The organism is Ornithinimicrobium cryptoxanthini (assembly GCF_023923205.1).
Taxonomy (GTDB): domain Bacteria; phylum Actinomycetota; class Actinomycetes; order Actinomycetales; family Dermatophilaceae; genus Ornithinicoccus; species Ornithinicoccus cryptoxanthini.
Genome location: NZ_CP099490.1, coordinates 2,753,337 through 2,768,731, shown reverse-complemented (window position 1 = coordinate 2,768,731; position 15,395 = coordinate 2,753,337). Strand labels below are relative to the sequence as shown.

The 15,395-nt window shown below is 69.5% G+C and carries 17 protein-coding genes; 7 read left to right on the top strand and 10 right to left on the bottom strand.

The window, feature by feature from the left end:
- Window positions 1-68: 68 nt before the first annotated feature.
- The 3 genes from NF557_RS12775 (at window position 69) to NF557_RS12765 (ending at window position 3,397) form a co-directional block, all read left to right on the top strand.
- Window positions 69-617 (top strand): single-stranded DNA-binding protein, encoded by a 549-nt coding sequence (locus NF557_RS12775; protein WP_252619912.1) that lies wholly within the window; start codon window positions 69-71, stop codon window positions 615-617.
- A gap of 110 nt (window positions 618-727) precedes the next feature.
- Window positions 728-2,410 carry an energy-dependent translational throttle protein EttA gene (gene ettA / locus NF557_RS12770; RefSeq protein ID WP_252619911.1) on the top strand — a complete coding sequence of 561 codons (1,683 nt, stop codon included), beginning with the start codon at window positions 728-730 and terminating at the stop codon, window positions 2,408-2,410.
- A gap of 117 nt (window positions 2,411-2,527) precedes the next feature.
- Window positions 2,528-3,397, top strand: coding sequence for a pseudouridine synthase (locus tag NF557_RS12765; RefSeq protein WP_252619910.1), 870 nt, complete (start codon window positions 2,528-2,530; stop codon window positions 3,395-3,397).
- Here the strand turns inward: NF557_RS12765 and NF557_RS12760 are convergent.
- Entirely contained in the window at window positions 3,391-4,629 is a 1,239-nt protein-coding gene (locus NF557_RS12760) for an arginine deiminase (RefSeq protein WP_252619909.1), read from the bottom strand. The two genes, NF557_RS12765 and NF557_RS12760, sit on opposite strands and share 7 nt — an antisense overlap.
- A complete protein-coding gene (locus tag NF557_RS12755) occupies window positions 4,629-4,793 on the bottom strand; it encodes a hypothetical protein (protein WP_252619908.1) in 165 nt (54 codons plus the stop codon). Before NF557_RS12755 ends, NF557_RS12760 begins: the two co-directional genes overlap by 1 nt.
- 16 nt (window positions 4,794-4,809) lie before the next feature.
- Between NF557_RS12755 and NF557_RS12750 the strand changes: the two genes are divergently transcribed.
- Complete coding sequence (locus tag NF557_RS12750) at window positions 4,810-5,712, top strand: LLM class F420-dependent oxidoreductase (RefSeq protein ID WP_252619907.1); 903 nt, start codon at window positions 4,810-4,812, stop codon at window positions 5,710-5,712.
- A gap of 25 nt (window positions 5,713-5,737) precedes the next feature.
- On the opposite strand, the gene NF557_RS12745 is transcribed toward NF557_RS12750, so the two are convergent.
- Window positions 5,738-6,676, bottom strand: coding sequence for an acyl-CoA thioesterase (locus tag NF557_RS12745; protein WP_252619906.1), 939 nt, complete (start codon window positions 6,674-6,676; stop codon window positions 5,738-5,740).
- A gap of 41 nt (window positions 6,677-6,717) precedes the next feature.
- Between NF557_RS12745 and NF557_RS12740 the strand changes: the two genes are divergently transcribed.
- Both NF557_RS12740 and NF557_RS12735 read left to right on the top strand, forming a co-directional pair.
- On the top strand, window positions 6,718-7,188 hold the full coding sequence (locus NF557_RS12740; protein ID WP_252619905.1) for an acyl-CoA thioesterase: 471 nt from the start codon (window positions 6,718-6,720) through the stop codon (window positions 7,186-7,188).
- Window positions 7,185-7,844 carry a DUF8185 domain-containing protein gene (locus NF557_RS12735; protein ID WP_252619904.1) on the top strand — a complete coding sequence of 220 codons (660 nt, stop codon included), beginning with the start codon at window positions 7,185-7,187 and terminating at the stop codon, window positions 7,842-7,844. The genes NF557_RS12740 and NF557_RS12735 overlap by 4 nt, the downstream gene beginning before the upstream one ends.
- Before the next feature lie 38 nt (window positions 7,845-7,882).
- Here the strand turns inward: NF557_RS12735 and NF557_RS12730 are convergent, their stop codons facing one another.
- The 4 genes from NF557_RS12730 to NF557_RS12715 all read right to left on the bottom strand — a co-directional run bounded on the left by NF557_RS12730 (window position 7,883) and on the right by NF557_RS12715 (window position 10,391).
- Window positions 7,883-8,278 (bottom strand): type II toxin-antitoxin system VapC family toxin, encoded by a 396-nt coding sequence (locus tag NF557_RS12730; protein ID WP_252619903.1) that lies wholly within the window; start codon window positions 8,276-8,278, stop codon window positions 7,883-7,885.
- On the bottom strand, window positions 8,275-8,535 hold the full coding sequence (locus NF557_RS12725; RefSeq protein WP_252619902.1) for a FitA-like ribbon-helix-helix domain-containing protein: 261 nt from the start codon (window positions 8,533-8,535) through the stop codon (window positions 8,275-8,277). The genes NF557_RS12730 and NF557_RS12725 overlap by 4 nt, the downstream gene beginning before the upstream one ends.
- Window positions 8,536-8,603: 68 nt before the next feature.
- Window positions 8,604-9,605 (bottom strand): hypothetical protein, encoded by a 1,002-nt coding sequence (locus tag NF557_RS12720; protein ID WP_252619901.1) that lies wholly within the window; start codon window positions 9,603-9,605, stop codon window positions 8,604-8,606.
- Window positions 9,606-9,731: 126 nt separating this feature from the next.
- A complete protein-coding gene (locus NF557_RS12715) occupies window positions 9,732-10,391 on the bottom strand; it encodes a helix-turn-helix domain-containing protein (protein ID WP_252619900.1) in 660 nt (219 codons plus the stop codon).
- A gap of 113 nt (window positions 10,392-10,504) precedes the next feature.
- Here NF557_RS12715 and NF557_RS12710 point away from each other — a divergent pair, with 113 nt between their 5' ends.
- Entirely contained in the window at window positions 10,505-11,821 is a 1,317-nt protein-coding gene (locus tag NF557_RS12710; protein ID WP_252619899.1) for a hemolysin family protein, read from the top strand.
- 11 nt (window positions 11,822-11,832) lie between these two features.
- Here the strand turns inward: NF557_RS12710 and NF557_RS12705 are convergent, their stop codons facing one another.
- The 3 genes from NF557_RS12705 to NF557_RS12695 form a co-directional block, all read right to left on the bottom strand.
- On the bottom strand, window positions 11,833-13,566 hold the full coding sequence (locus NF557_RS12705; RefSeq protein WP_252619898.1) for a glycoside hydrolase family 13 protein: 1,734 nt from the start codon (window positions 13,564-13,566) through the stop codon (window positions 11,833-11,835).
- 66 nt (window positions 13,567-13,632) lie between these two features.
- Window positions 13,633-14,421: an ABC transporter permease gene (locus NF557_RS12700; protein WP_252619897.1), complete on the bottom strand. Its 789-nt coding sequence runs from the start codon at window positions 14,419-14,421 to the stop codon at window positions 13,633-13,635.
- On the bottom strand, window positions 14,418-15,386 hold the full coding sequence (locus NF557_RS12695) for an ABC transporter ATP-binding protein (protein ID WP_252619896.1): 969 nt from the start codon (window positions 15,384-15,386) through the stop codon (window positions 14,418-14,420). The genes NF557_RS12700 and NF557_RS12695 overlap by 4 nt, the downstream gene beginning before the upstream one ends.
- Between the last annotated feature and the right edge of the window lie 9 nt (window positions 15,387-15,395).

The following is a 15,395-nucleotide window of genomic DNA, read 5'->3' as shown; positions in this document are numbered from 1 at the left end:
CGTCGGCGGCAGAGGTTGGAACGTGGTGCTCACCCACGGACCCGTGGGATCGAGCGAAGGGGAGTCAGATGACAGATTCATATGTGACGGTGGCCGGCAACCTGACCGCGGACCCGGTGGTGGGCAGCACCAAGGTCGGCGACGTGTTTACCAGTTTCCGAGTCGCCGTCAACCACGGCTACTTCGACCGGGAGCGGGGCCAATGGCTCGAGACCGGCGCCAGTTTCTTCAAGGTCTCGTGCTACCAAGCCCTGGCGGTCAACGCCTTCGAGTCCCTGAAGAAGGGGACGCCGGTGCTCGTGCACGGCAGGTTGAAGGTCGTCGACTGGGTCAACGGGGACAAGCGGGGCACCGACGTGGAGATCAAGGCCAGCGCGATCGGCCCGAACCTGTCCTTTGGACAGGCCGATTACACCAGTGTGCGACGACCGCACTTCGCAGGCGAGGACCCAGCGGACGACGAGAACGTGCGCTCGGCCCTCGCGGACCAGCCGGTCGGAGCTGCAGGAGCCGATGGGGAGCCCGTAGGTGCGGAGGCCCTCGAGGAGGACACCTACGGCGAGGGAGACTATGAGGAGGAGCAGGGCGCTGAGGAGCCGGTCTCCATCAGCGCCTGACGGTCTCGGCAGGGCGTGCTGCCGGGTCCCGGCCCAGCGCGCCAGACACAGGCGGCGGAGGTGGCCCACCGATTCGGGCTGGACCGCCTCCGCCGGATAGCCTGAGACTCATGGCCGAATTTATCTACACCATGACGCGTGCCCGCAAGGCGGTCGGCGAGAAGCTGATCCTGGACGACGTCACGATGTCCTTCTACCCGGGCGCCAAGATCGGTGTCGTCGGGCCCAACGGTGCCGGCAAGTCGACGATCCTGAAGATCATGGCCGGGATGGACCAGCCGTCCAACGGTGAGGCGAGGCTGAGCCCCGGCTACTCCGTGGGCATCCTCCTGCAGGAGCCCCCGCTGAACGAGGAGAAGACCGTCCTCGGGAACGTGGAGGAGGGCGTCGGCGAGATCAAGGCCAAGGTCGACCGGTTCAACGAGATCGGCGAGCTCATGTCCGAGCCGGACGCCGACTTCGACGCGCTGATGGCCGAGATGGGCAAGCTGCAGGAGGAGATCGACCACGCCGACGCCTGGGACCTGGACTCCCAGCTGGAGCAGGCGATGGACGCGCTCCGCTGCCCGCCGCCGGACGCGGACGTCACGGTCCTCTCTGGTGGTGAGCGCCGCCGCGTCGCGCTGTGCAAGCTGCTGCTGAGCAAGCCCGACCTGCTGCTGCTCGACGAGCCCACCAACCACCTGGACGCCGAGTCCGTGCAATGGCTGGAGCAGCATCTCAAGGAATACCCTGGCGCCGTCCTGGCCGTCACTCACGACCGCTATTTCCTCGACAACGTCGCCCAGTGGATCGCCGAGGTCGACCGAGGTCGGCTCTATCCTTACGAGGGCAACTACTCCACCTATCTGGAGAAGAAGCGCGAGCGTCTGGCCATCGCCGGCAAGAAGGACCAGAAGCTGGCCAAGCGCCTGGAGAAGGAGCTGGAGTGGGTCCGCTCCAACGCCAAGGCCAAGCAGACCAAGAGCAAGGCCCGACTGGCCCGCTATGAGGAGATGGCCGCCGAGGCGGACAAGACCCGCAAGCTGGACTTCGAGGAGATCCAGATCCCGCCTGGCCCGCGCCTGGGCGCCCAGGTGATCGAGGTCAGCGATTTGCAGAAGGGCTACGGCGACCGGGTCCTGATCGACGACCTGAGCTTCACCCTGCCTCGCAACGGCATCGTCGGTGTCATCGGCCCCAACGGCGTCGGCAAGACGACGCTGTTCAAGACGATCGTCGGGCTCGAGGAGCCGGACGACGGCACGGTCAAGGTCGGGGAGACCGTCAAGATCTCCTATGTCGACCAGAGCCGCGGCGGGATCGACCCCAACAAGTCGCTGTGGGAGGTCGTCTCCGACGGCAACGACTTCATCCAGGTCGGCAACGTGGAGATCCCCTCGCGGGCTTATGTCTCCCAGTTCGGCTTCAAGGGCCCCGACCAGCAGAAGAAGGCCGGTGTCCTGTCCGGTGGTGAGCGCAACCGCCTCAACCTGGCGCTGACCCTCAAGGAGGGCGGCAACCTGCTGCTCCTCGACGAGCCCACCAACGACCTGGACGTCGAGACCCTCGGCTCGCTCGAGAACGCGCTGTTGGAGTTCCCCGGCTGTGCCGTCGTGATCAGCCACGACCGGTGGTTCCTGGACCGCGTGGTCACGCACATCCTGGCCTACGAGGGCACCGATGAGAACCCGTCGGCCTGGCACTGGTTCGAGGGCAACTTCGGTGCCTACGAGGAGAACAAGGTCGAGCGGCTGGGCGCGGACGCGGCACGTCCCCACCGTGTCACCTACCGCAGGCTCACCCGCGACTGAGCGCTAGCGGCCATGGACCCGCAGGTGCCGGGCGGCCCTGAGCCGACCCGGAGCCGGCGGGTTCGTGCGTCCGCGCCGCTGCCGCACCGCGACGGCGTGCCGCCAGCCAGGTTCAGTATGCCGACCGGCACCTCCCACAGCACGGTCGCCGAGTTCCTGGCCGAGCGGACCAGGGGTGCCCCGGAGGTCCAGCGCCGACTGGCGGCCGGTGAGGTGCTCCTGGGCGACGGCACCGTCGTCACCGCGCACACGGCATACCGACCGGGGCAGTGGGTCTATCTGCACCGCGACCTCCCGGAGGAGACGTCGGTGCCCGGCGAGCTGACCGTCCTGCACGAGGACGAGCGGATCCTGGTGGTGGACAAGCCACCGTTCCTGGCCACCATGCCCCGGGGGCGGCACGTGCGTGAGACCGTGCTGGCGCGGCTGCGCAGACAGGCCGGGTGGGAGCAGGTCCAGCCCGCGCACCGCCTGGACCGGTTGACCGCAGGGGTGCTGCTGCTGACCAAGGAACCCACGGTGCGGCGGGACTACCAGGAGCTGTTCGCGGCCCGACGGGTGACCAAGACCTATCTGGCCGTCGTCCACCTCGCGCAGGCGGCGACGCTGCCGGCGGTGGCGCGCTCTCGCATCGAGAAGCAACGCGGACAGCTGCAGGCGGTCGAGGTGCCCGGTGAGCCCAACGCCGTGACGCAGATCGAGGTGCTGGAGCGGACCGGCGACCTCGCGCTGGTCCGGCTGCGGCCGGAGACCGGCCGCACGCACCAGCTGCGGTTGCACCTGTCCGGGCTCGGGGCACCGATCGCGGGTGACCCGCTCTATCCACAGGTCCTGGACGTGGCACCGGCCGACTTCAGCCGGCCGCTGCAGCTGCTGGCCGCGGAGCTCGCGTTCACCGACCCGGCGACCGGCCTAGACCTCCGGTTCGTCTCGGGGCGGCGCCTGGACCTGGCCGGTGCGGGATGGGTCAGGTCGCAGGGTCAGTAGTCCACCGCGTCACGGGAGATCGGGCAGGTCATGCAGTGGCCCCCGCCTCGGCCGCGGCCCAGCTCGGCGCCCCGGATGGGGATGACCTCGATGCCCTCGGCGCGGAGCAGCTCGTTGGTGTAGGTGTTGCGGTCGTAGGTGAAGACCACGCCGGGCTCGACGGCCACCGCGTTGTTGCCGCTGTCCCACTGCTGGCGCTCACCGGCATACCAGCCGCCGCCGGGTTCGACCGCCCGCAGTGAGGGCAGCCCGAGCGCGTGGGCCACGACGTCGATGAAGGAGCCGGACTCCTTGGTCACCTCCAGGCTCCCGTCGTCGGCGGGGCGCAGGGAGAACGTCTTGATGCCGTCGACGATGTCGGGATAGTAGGTCACCACGTCGCGGTCGGCGAAGGTGAAGACGGTGTCCAGGTGCATGGCCGCCCGCAGCTTCGGCATCCCGGCGACAACGACCCTGGTGGCGGCCTCGGCCGCAAAGAGCGTGGCGGCGACCTGGGTGATCGCCTGGCGTGAGGTCCGCTCGCTCATCCCGATCAGCACGGCGCCGTTGCCGATCGGCATCACGTCGCCGCCCTCGATCGTGGACTGCCCCCAGTCCTGCTCCGGGTCACCCCACCAGACAGTGCTGCCGGTGTAGTCGGGATGGAACTCGTAGACCGCCTTCATCAGCAGCGTCTCGTCGTGCCGGGCGGGCCAGAAGAGCGGGTTCAGGGTCAGTCCGCCATAGATCCAGCAGGTGGTGTCCCGGGTGTAGCTGGTGTTGGGCAGCGGCGGCATGACATATTCGGTCACCCCGCCCGAGTCACGCACCAGCGCCAGGTGGTCGGAACGGAACTCCTGGGGCATCTCCCGGGTGGCGAGCCCGCCGATGAGGAACTCGGTCAGCGTCGTCGCGTCGAGGGTCTCCAGGTAGGCGCGGGTGTCATCGATCAGCCCGAGCCCGAGATCGTTGACGGTGAGCTTGCGCTCAAGCAGCCACTGGCGGGCCCCGGGGACGGCCAGCGTCTCGGTCAGCAGCTCGTGCAGCTCCACCACCTCGACGCCGCGGGAGCGAAGGTTGTCGACGAAGTCCTGGTGATCGCGTCGTGCGCTCTCGACCCAGAGCACGTCGTCGAAGAGCAGGTCATCGCTGTTGCTCGGGGTGAGCCGTTCGTGGCTCAGCCCGGGACGGCAGACCAGCACCTTGTTGAGCTTGCCGACCTCGGAGTGGACACCGTGGGTGGGGAGCGACATCAACGTTCCTCCTGCGTGCGTGACTGTGGCTGGGACTCGATCTGGACCGCACCGGTCGCCAGCACGACGATATCGACTCCTCCGACGATCCACCCCGCTCCGCTCCACACCGGTCCGCTCCACACCGGTCCGCTCAGGGTCACCGGACCGGCGTCGGGCACCATCGAGCAGACTGGAGCGATGAAACTCGGGCTGCAGGTGTCTCACTGGTCGTGGCCGGACGCGCCCGCCTCGATCGGGCCGACCTTCACGCGCATCGCGCGTGATGCCGAACAGGCAGGGCTGAGCAGCCTGTGGGTGATGGACCACTTCTTCCAGATCCCCGCGCTCGGGCCGCCGGAGGCGGAGATGCTGGAGGCCTACACCACGCTGGGGTTCGCCGCTGGGCTCACCTCCTCGATCGAGCTCGGCGCGCTGGTGACGGGCGTGACCTACCGGCACCCCGGCATACTCGCCAAGACGGTGACCACCCTGGACGTCCTGTCCGGTGGGCGGGCCTGGCTCGGCCTGGGCGCGGCCTGGTTCGAGGAGGAGCACCGCAGCCTCGGGGTGGCCTATCCGCCGGTGACGGAGCGGTTCGAGCGCCTCGAGGAGACCCTGCAGATCATCGGGCAGATGTGGGACGGTGACGAGACGCCGTATGCCGGGAGGCACTATCGCCTCGCACGACCCCTGAACTCGCCGCAACCCGTGCGACGACCACGTGTGCTGATCGGTGGCGGTGGGGAACGCAAGACGTTGCGGCTGGTCGCCCGGTATGCCGACGCGTGCAACCTCTTCGACTACTCGGGGCCGGGCGTGCTGCGGGGCAAGTTTGACGTGCTCGCCCGGCACTGTGCCGACATCGGTCGCGACCCGCAGGAGATCGAGCACACCGTGCTGTCCCGGCTCGCGCTGACCCGAGACGGTGGGGAGACGATGTGCACGGGCGAGATCTCGCTCAGCGTCGCCCAGGCGGTGGACAAGCTCGGTGCCCTGGCCGAGATCGGCACCGACACAGTGTATTTCGCGATGGCGAACGTCACCGACCCGCACGCCTATGACCTGGTCGCCGAGCTCGTGGAACAGGTCGTCGACCTCTGAGACCAGTCCAGGCAAGCGGTGCTCCCTACTGCTTGACGCGGACCATGCCCTCCTGGCCGACCGTGGCCAGCAAAGCGCCGTCGGCGGCAAACATGTGACCGAGCCCGAGGCCGCGGCCGGCCTGCGCGGACGGGGAGACCTGCGTGGCGAGCACCCAGTTGTCGACCCGTCCGTCCGGGCGGTGGAACCACATGGCGTGGTCCAGGCTCGCCATCCGCAGCCGCGGGTCACCCCACACCAGCCCGTGCCGACGCAGCACGGGCTCGAGCAGGCTGTAGTCGGAGGCGTAGGCCAGCACCGCCGCGTGCAGCAGCGGGTCGTCCGGCAGGGCGCGCGGCACACGCAGCCACACCGACTGGCTCTCGCCGATCACGATGTCATTGCCGGGGAAGAGCTGCGCGTCGACGTGCCGCAGCTCGACGGCGCGGCTGGCGGCGTGACGCGCCAGCGGGTGGTCGATCTGGGAGAGCGCCTCGGCATCGGGCGGCAGCTGCTCCGCGGGCGTCACCTGCGGCATGGTGACCTGGTGATCCAGCCCCTCGGACTCCTCCTGGAACGAGGTGATCATCGACAGCAGGATCCGTCCCTCCTGGACGGCGTGGACCCGGCGGGCCGAGAAGGACCCCCCGTCGCGCATCCGGTCGACCAGGAAACGGATCGGCTGGTTGGCGTCGCCCGGGCGCAGGAAGTAGCCGTGCAGCGAGTGGATGAACCGCGGACCGTCCCCGTCATCGACGTCCACCGTCCGCCCGGCGGCGACGACGCACTGCGCCAGCACCTGGCCGCCGAAGACCCGACCGGTCGGCATCGGCTGGCTGCGGCCGACGAAAACCTCACCCTCGGTGTCGCGCAGGTCTTCGACGACACCCTCGGTGGAGGAGACTCGCACCTCGGTCTTGCCCTCGAAGGTCAGGTCCAGGACGTCGAGGAGGTCATCGATAGCTTCGTCGGGGGTCGGGGTCACGCCGGAACTCTAGTCCACGGCGCTGCTGAGAGGATGTCCCCATGCCTGCCACCACGCACGCCCTGCCACCGAACGCCGCGACGGTCGAGGTGGCCGTCCGCTGGTCCGACATGGACGCCTACGGCCACGTCAACAACGTGCAGTACCTCCGCTATCTGGAGGAGGCCCGGGTCTATGCGTTCCACGAGTGGTTCGGTCAGGAGCGCTCGCTGCTCGAGGACGGGGTGCTCGTGGCCCGCACCGAGATCGACTACCTGGCCCCGATGACGTTCAACTACGAGCCAGCGCTGGTCACGCTGTGGTGCTCGCGGATCAGCGGTGCCGCCTTTGACATCTCGTATGTCGTGGGGCAGCGCGGCAGTGACCTCACCTTCGCGCGGGCCGAGTCGACGCTGGTCACCTATGAGCTCAGCAAGGGGCGGCCGCGCCGGATCGCCGAGCATGAGCGGGCGGCCATGAAGGTGGTCCTGGGCGACCCCCTGCCGCTGCGCAGCCACAAGGACCGCCGATGAACGCGCAGGAGGGCGTGACCCTGGAGTTCGCGGACGTCGAGAGCCTGCAGGACCTGGCGACCTTTGCGCGGCGGGCCCGGTCCCTGATGGACCAGGGCTCGGTGCGGCTGCAGACCAACGGCGGCGTCCTCGCCGCATGGGTGTGTGTCCTGCCCGGACGCGGACTGGTCGGCTCGGGGGTCGTCCTGGGGCTGCGGACGATGCCGCTGATCGCGCTGCGTGGTGCGCAGACCCTGGATGCGACGGTGCCCCTGTCCGCGATCAGCGACCGGATGGCGCGCCGGGCCAGCACGGGTGACACCAGCACCCTGCTGTCGGTGCCGCCGATGGTGGTCAGCGAGCCCTGGACGGCGCTGACCCCGGCCCGCTCCGGGTGGGAGCCCCTAGGCCAGGTCGACGCGGACGAGCTGCTGTCTGTCGCCAAGGACGGCATCGCCGAGATCGCGCAGGGCGCCCCAGAGGGGTCTGGCGCGCTCGCGGTCGGGGCGCTGCGAGAGCGCGTGTGGGGCCGCCCGGCGGCAGGCGGCCTGCCAGCGGGAGTCGGGCTGGCGGCCTACGGCCTGGGCTTTGCCCGGCCGGGGGAGCAGGTCAACGTCTTCCGCGCCGGCCCCTGGACCCGCGCCAGCACCCCCGTCGGCCACATCCTCACCCGCTAATCACTTGTGGAGTGGTTCGGAGCGAGGCCAAGGCGTCGTCACACCACCCGGATCTGCGCGCCGCTAAGACCGTCGGCAGCGCGGGCCAGCCTCGCGTCCCTGGTCAGCATGGGGCAGTCCAGCACCTCGGCCAGGGTCAGGAAGGCCGCGTCGTAGGCGGAGACGTTGTGCGCCAGCTCGAGGCAGCGACGGGCGAGGGGGAGCTCAAGGGGCCACCTGCGCAGCCGGAGCTCGTGCAGGTCGGTCAGAGCGTCCTGCGCCCGAGCCGCCGAGATATGAGCCCCCAGCACGAGGCCCCTGAGGGCATGCACGACCTCAGCGTCGAGATGCGCCGGCACGTGCCACTCCTGCTCGAAGGCGTCACCGAGCAGGCTTGGCTGAGCGGCGCCTGTCAGGAGGTCGACGAGCACTGACGAGTCGACGACGACGCTCACGGCTCGCGGGGCGAGGTCGTGTCACGGGGAGAAGTCGCGTCGCGGAGCTGACGGACGAGATCGACCGACGACGCGTCGGACCGCTCCGCGCGACTCGCGATGCGGTCGAACACCTCCTGACGGGTCGGCGTCGCAGCAGCCTGGGACAGCAAGGTCCGCAGGTAGGTGTTGAGCGAGACGCCTTCCGTGGCCGCGCGAGCTTTGAGGGTGTCCCGGACCGCCTCGTCGACATCGCGGATCTGCATCAGCACTCCCATCCATACATTATGCATGTGTTTGCATGCATGACATGAGACCGTGCCAAGCGCTCTGCGGCACGAGCGGGTCAGGCAGTGTCCTCCAGGAACGCTCCCTGAAGGCCGAGGTGCATGACAGCGAGGGCCACGTCGTGGCCGAGTGCCGTCGGCGCGAACCGCCGACCGCCGCCGGCAGGCTCATCGAGCACGCCGAGTTCCTCGAGCAGGATGAGCGCGCCGTATGCCGCGTCGGCGGATCTCTCCCGATCGCCACTCTGCGCGCGGTGACCGGCCCGGTTGTGCTCCGAGCGCCACCACCCTTCTGCGAGTTCGTCCTCCTCCCAGCCGTTGAAGCCCGGGTGCCACAGACCGGCCAGCGCGTAGAGCGCTGGGTCACGGTTGTCGAGGTCAAGGCAGAGCAGGAGGCTCACCACGAGCTGCAGGCCGAGGTGGACCCACTCCTCGTCCGAGTGGGGACGGCCGCAGACCTGCACTGCTCGTCCGGCGGTGACCTCGATGAGGCCTCCGCGCACGCAGGCGAGCCACATCAGGTCCGGCTCGACCACGTCATAGTCGACGACGTCGTGGAGCGTGCCGACGGGTGGGAACCCCCGGTCCGACGTCGCCACGCCCTCGCCGACCCAGTCCGCCAGCCAGAGGCACTTCAGGATGAAGACCGACCGGCGGATCGCGGTTGCAGTCTTCGCCGGTGAGGACGGGCTGAACCAGGCCAGGTCTTCCGAAACAGCCTGCTCAGGACTTCCAGGCACCCACAACCGGACGGCGGCCCGGCCGAACTCCCGCAGGAGGGCCTTCGGCTCCGCCGAGCCGTGCGCCATCAGTCCCGTGGCGCGAAGGAACCTCCAGAACGTCTCGAGTGTGGAAGCCAGGGTCTCCTGTTCCGGCAGTTCCTCCTGGCTCTTCGGCCAGCGCACGAGGAGGAGGTCCACGACGGACCCAGGCGGCCACCTCCCCACGCCCGCTCCCGGCCCTCGTGCCCGCAGCACCGACTCCAGGACTGCAGCGTCCACCGCACGCTGCTTGCGACCCGCCCAGGCGACGACGTTCCCCACCAGTGCCTCATCCGTCATGGGCCGATCGTGGCAGGATCCGTAACCCTCGCGTTCCTCGCCTGTGGATAACTTCGGGGCCGAGTGCGCGGATCCGCCGACACCGGCATCGGCGACATCACGAGCAGGCTCGACCTCTCGCGATTTTTAGGAGTGCCGCCGCGGGGTCGACGTGTCGGGGTGGATCGCGACGAAGATCGAGTGCGGCGCCGACTCCGCGTCGTGGGGACGTCGATAGAACTCCAGCAGCAGGTCATAAAGGCGCTTGCGGAACTCCGGCAGGTCCGAACCGTTGACGCGCATGCGGGACAGCTCTCGCAGGTGAGGGGGCACGTCGCCGATCTCGGAGAGAAACGCCTCCACGATCGGTCCCGCCGTCACGCCCTGGGTGTCCATGTTCCAGGCCTTGCCCGTCGAGCGGTAGGGGATCTCTCGTGCGCCGCGGGTGCCGCGCCGTGGATCCTCGGCGCGCAGGAAGCCGTTGTCGACCAGGGTGCGGACGTGGTGGAGCACCGAGGCGGGGTTGCGGTCCAGGGCGTCGGCGATCTCCTTGTTGGTGAGCGCCTCATCGAGCGTGAGTCGCAGGATCCGCAGACGCAGTCCCGAGGCGAGGGCTCGGGCCTCCGCATCGGTGGCGGCTCGTCGCTCGAAGGGCATCTGGTCGGACTCGGTCGCGCCGTCGGGCGCCGCAGCACTCGCATGGCCGGGCACCGCGATCAGTGGTCCCCCAGCCACTCTGCCGTCGCCGCGGGGGCCCTCGGGATCGGTGCTCGCGGGGCCCACCTGGGAGGCATCGTCGCGGGTCATGGGCCAAGCGTAACCGGCCTGAGCAGGAGAGATCGTCCAGCCGATGGGGACCGACCGGGCCAGGACGGAGGATTTCCAGGATCGCCCACCCTGCGGACGGTAGCGTCAGGTGCGTGGACTCCCAGACAGTCGTGAACCTGCTCCTGGTCATGCTCTTCGTGCTGATCGGCGGTGTCTTCGCCGGCACCGAGATGGCCATCGTCACGCTGCGCGACTCGCAGGTGCGCAAGATCGAGGCGAGTGGCGAGCGGGGCCAGCGCATCGGCGCCCTCGTCCGCAACCCCAACCAGTTCCTCTCCGCGGTCCAGATCGGGGTGACGGTCGCAGGGTTCTTCTCCTCGGCATACGGCGGTTCGACCATCGCCCCTGACCTGGTGCCGGTGCTGATGAGATGGGGGGTGCCGGACGGGATCGCGGACACCGTGGCGCTGCTGGCGATGACCCTGCTGATCGCCTATCTCTCGCTCGTCTTCGGGGAGTTGGTGCCCAAGCGCCTGGCGATGCAGCGATCGGTCTCGTTCACCAAGATCCTGGGGCCCCCGCTGAACCTCTTCGCCAAGCTGGTCCGTCCCGTGATCTGGCTGCTGTCGGTGTCCACCAACGTGGTGGTGCGCCTGCTGGGCGGCGACCCGAACGCCTCCGCCGAGGAGATGTCCACCGAGGAGGTCCGCGACATCATCGAGGGGCACCAGGGCCTGCGTCCCTACAGCCGCCGCATCCTCACCGACGTCTTCCGGGTGCACGAGCGCAACCTCGACGTCGTGATGACTCCCCGCACTGCGGTGCAGTTCCTCAACGGGGACGCGACCGTGGAAGAGGTCCATGGGCTGATCGTTGGCTCCTCGCACTCCCGTTTCCCGGTGACCGGCCGCTCCGTCGACGACATCCTGGGTTTCGTGCACATCCGCGACGTGCTCGAGGTGCCCCTCGACCGGTGGCAGGTCAGCCGGATCTCGGACATCACCCGACCCATCGTGCCCCTGCCGGGGAGCCTGCACGTGATGCCCGCCCTGAACCGGCTGCGCAGCGAGAAGCAGCAGATCGCCCTGGTCGTCGACGAATACGGCGGGACCGACGGGATCGTCACCATGGAGGACCTGGTGGAGGAGCTGGTGGGGGAGATCTATGACGAGTACGACTCCCGCACCGACCCCGAGGACGCCACGCTGACGGTGGGGGAGTCGCTCACCGTCGACGGTGGTCTGAACATCGAGGAGCTCGAGGAGCTGACCGGTGCCGCCCTGCAGAACGAGAACTACGACACCGCCGCCGGTCTGGTGCTGGAGCGTCTTGGCCGCCTCGCCGAGGCCGGCGACGTCATCGAGACCAGCGGCCTGCGTTTTGAGGTGCTCGCCGTGGACGGCATGCGCATCGAGCGGGTGCAGGTGACGGCCGTCCGCGAGCCCGACGGGTCCCCCGAGACCTCCTAGCGGTCCGCGGGTCAGCCCACCCGCAGCCAGACGGTGGTGTCTGTCGGGAGCTCACCGCCGACGAGTGCGGCGCTGCTCAGCACGACCTCGGCACCGGTCGGCAGGGCCACGGGCTCCGCGCCGAGGTTGGCGATGACGTGCACGCCGACGCCGGCCTGGTCGGTCGTGCGGAACGCCACGACGTCCGGGCCGAACCCGTCGTCCCACACCAGCTCGCCCACGCCGAGGTCCAGCTCGCGCCGGGTGGCCAGCAGGGTGCGATAGAGCTCCAGCGAGGAGCCGGCCACGCCCTGCTGGCGGTCGACCGCCAGCGGGCCATAGATCTCCGGCTGCGGCAGCCAGCTCTGGTGGCCAGGTCCGAAGCCGTATGTCGGCTGGCCGGCTTCCCAGGGCATCGGCACCCGGCAGCCGTCCCGACCGCGCTCGGTGTGACCGGAGCGCTCCCAGGTCGGGTCCTGACGGACCTCGTCGGGCAGGGCCGTGTGGTCGGGCAGGCCGAGCTCCTCGCCCTGATAGATGTAGGCCGAGCCGGGCAGGGCCAGCATCAGCACCGTCGCGGCCCGCGCCCGACGCATCCCCAGGGCGTTGTTGGGCTGCACATCACCCACACCGATCCCGTTGGGGCGCGTGACACCGACCTCCAGGCCGAGCCGGCTCGCGTGCCGGACGACGTCGTGGTTGGACAGCACCCACGTGCTCGGTGCCCCGACCAGGTCGGCGGCGTCGAGGGAGTCGGTGACCACCTGGTGGAGGTCCTCGGCGCGCCAGGCGCACTCCAGGAAGCCGAAGTTGAAGGCCTGGTGCATCTCGTCGGGGCGCACATAGGCCACCGCCCGCTCGACCGGTTCCACCCAGGCCTCGGCGACGAGGATGCGGTCTTTGGCGGGATCGCCCTCGGGGTTGTAGCCCTCCAGCACCTGGCGCCACTCGCGATAGATCTCGTGGACGCCGTCCTGGTCCCACATCGGTGCACGCGCGGGCTGTGCACCCTCGGTGCGGTGCTCCTCCTCGTGGCTGCCGAGCATCCCGGTGCGCTCGTGCCAGTCCGGCAGGCCGTCAGCCTTGATCAACCCGTGGGCGACGTCGACGCGGAAACCGTCGACGCCGCGGTCGAGCCAGAACGCCAGCACGTCGGTGAACATCTCCCGCACCTGGGGGTTCTCCCAGTTGAGGTCGGGCTGCGTGGAGTCGAACAGGTGCAGGTACCACTGCCCCGGTGTCCCGTCAGCACCCTCCAACCTCGTCCAGGCCGGACCGCCGAAGACGGACTGCCAGTTGTTGGGCGGCTGGGAGCCGTCGGCCCCCTTGCCCTCGGCGAACATGTAGCGGTCCCGCTCGGGCGACCCGGGTGCGGTGGCCAGTGCTGCCTGAAACCACTCGTGCTGGCTTGAGGTGTGGTTGGGCACGAGGTCGACGATCACGCGGATGCCGAGCTCGTGAGCCTGCGCGATCAGCGCGTCGGCATCGTCCAGCGTGCCGAACAGGGGGTCGATGTCGCGGTAGTCGGCCACGTCGTAGCCCGCGTCGTTCATCGGCGAGACATAGAACGGCGACAGCCAGACCGCGTCCACGCCGAGGTCGGCCAGGTAGGGCAGACGGCTGGTGATGCCCGGTAGGTCGCCGATCCCGTCGCCGTTGCCGTCCGCCCACGAGCGCGGATAGACCTGATAGATCACCGCATGGCGCCACCAGGGCGCATCGTGGGACTCGGCGGGGTGGTGCGGGTGCGTCGCGGGAGTGGTCACGGGTCACCATTGTGGGTGACCCGCGACCCCCGGCGAAATCCGCGGCCCTGCCCCTCGGCATACGGCTCAGCGCGCCACGCGGCGGGGGAACAGGTAGGCCGTCAGCGCCGCCGCGAACGCGATGATGCCGACGCACCAGACGATCGCGACCAGTGCGTTCGACCCTGGCGAGGCGCCGGCAAAGAGCGCACGGGTCGCCTCGATGACCGGAGTGATCGGTTGGTTGGCCGCAAAGCCCTGCATCCAGCCCGGCATCGTCTCGACCGGCACGAACGCACTGGAGACATAGGGCAGGAAGAGCAGCACGAAGCCATAGCCGTTGGCCGCCTCGGGGGAGTGGGCGACCAGACCGAGCATCGCGAAGACCGTCGTGATCGCCAGGATGTAGAGCGCCAGCAGACCGACCGCGCCCAGCCAGTCCAGCGGCCCGGCGTCGGGACGGAAGCCGATCAGGACCGCGACCAACAGGACGACGCCGGTGGCGAACAGGTTGCGGAGCAGGCTCGCCACGACGTGCCCGACCAGGACGGTCGCGCTGGACACCGGCATGGTCCGCAACCGGTTGATCGTGCCCGTGGTGATGTCCTGTGCGACACCGACCGCGGTCGAGGCGGCCCCGAACCCGGCGCAGGTCAGGACGATGCCGGGGACGACATAGTCCAAATAGCCGCCGTCCGGAGCGATCGCCCCACCGAAGACGTAGGTGAACATCAGCATCAGCATCACCGGCAGGATGACCGCCATCAGCATCGACTCGACGTCGCGCAGGCTGTGCCGGGCGGCCCGGCCGACGAAGACGGCAGAGGCGGTGAGTATGCCGGACCCCCGGCTGGGTGCCGGAGCCCGGGTGGTCATCGGGTGGCCTCCAGGATCAGGTCGTGCTCGTCAGTGGCGCTGTCGGTGGGGTCGGCCGCCTCAGTGGCGGCGTGGTCGGTAAGTTGCAGGAAGGCGTCGTCGAGGGTCGGCCGGTGCAGCTCCACCCGCCAGGTCGGGTCGTTCGCGGCCAGCGCCGCAGTGACCCTGGCCAGGTCGGCGGCCGTGCCGTCGGTGGTCTCCTCACGCACCACGGCGCCGGTGGCGTCCAGCGCCCGGACCACGTCGCTGCCGACCAGCCCCTTGAGGTGGGCAGCGGTGCCGTTGGCCACGATCCGGCCGCCGTCGAGCACGGCGATCTGGTCAGCCAGCTGATCGGCCTCCTCGAGATACTGCGTGGTGAGGGAGACGTTGGTGCCCTCGGCAGCCAGGGTCCGGATCTGCTCCCACAGGGTGAGGCGGCTGCGGGTGTCCAGGCCGGTCGTCGGCTCGTCCAGGAAGAGCGCCTGCGGCGGCCAGATCAGGCTGACCGCCAGGTCGAGGCGCCGCCGCATGCCGCCGGAGTAGGTGCGTGTCGCGCGACCGGCAGCCTGCCCCAGATCGAAGCGGTCGAGCAGTTCCCCTGCCCGGCGGCGCGCCGCCCGGGGCCGCAACCCCAGCAGGCGGGCCATCATCACCAGGTTCTCGCGCCCCGTCAGGATCTCGTCCACGGCGGCGAACTGGCCCGTGGCGCTGATCCGGTGCCGGATGCGGTGGGCGTCGGTGCGCGTGTCCATGCCCAGCACCTTGACGGTCCCCTCGTCGTGGGGGACCAGGGTGGTCAGGATGTTGACGAGGGTGGTCTTGCCAGCTCCGTTCGGCCCGAGCAGCGCGTGCACGCCGGGCCCGAGCGACAGGTCCAGGTCTCGCAGCACCTCGTGGCCGCCGTAGCCCTTGCGCAGCCCGGACACCTCGATCACGGTCTCATCAGTGAAAGTGTCTGTGACAGCATCAGGTGTGTATGACATAAACAGAGT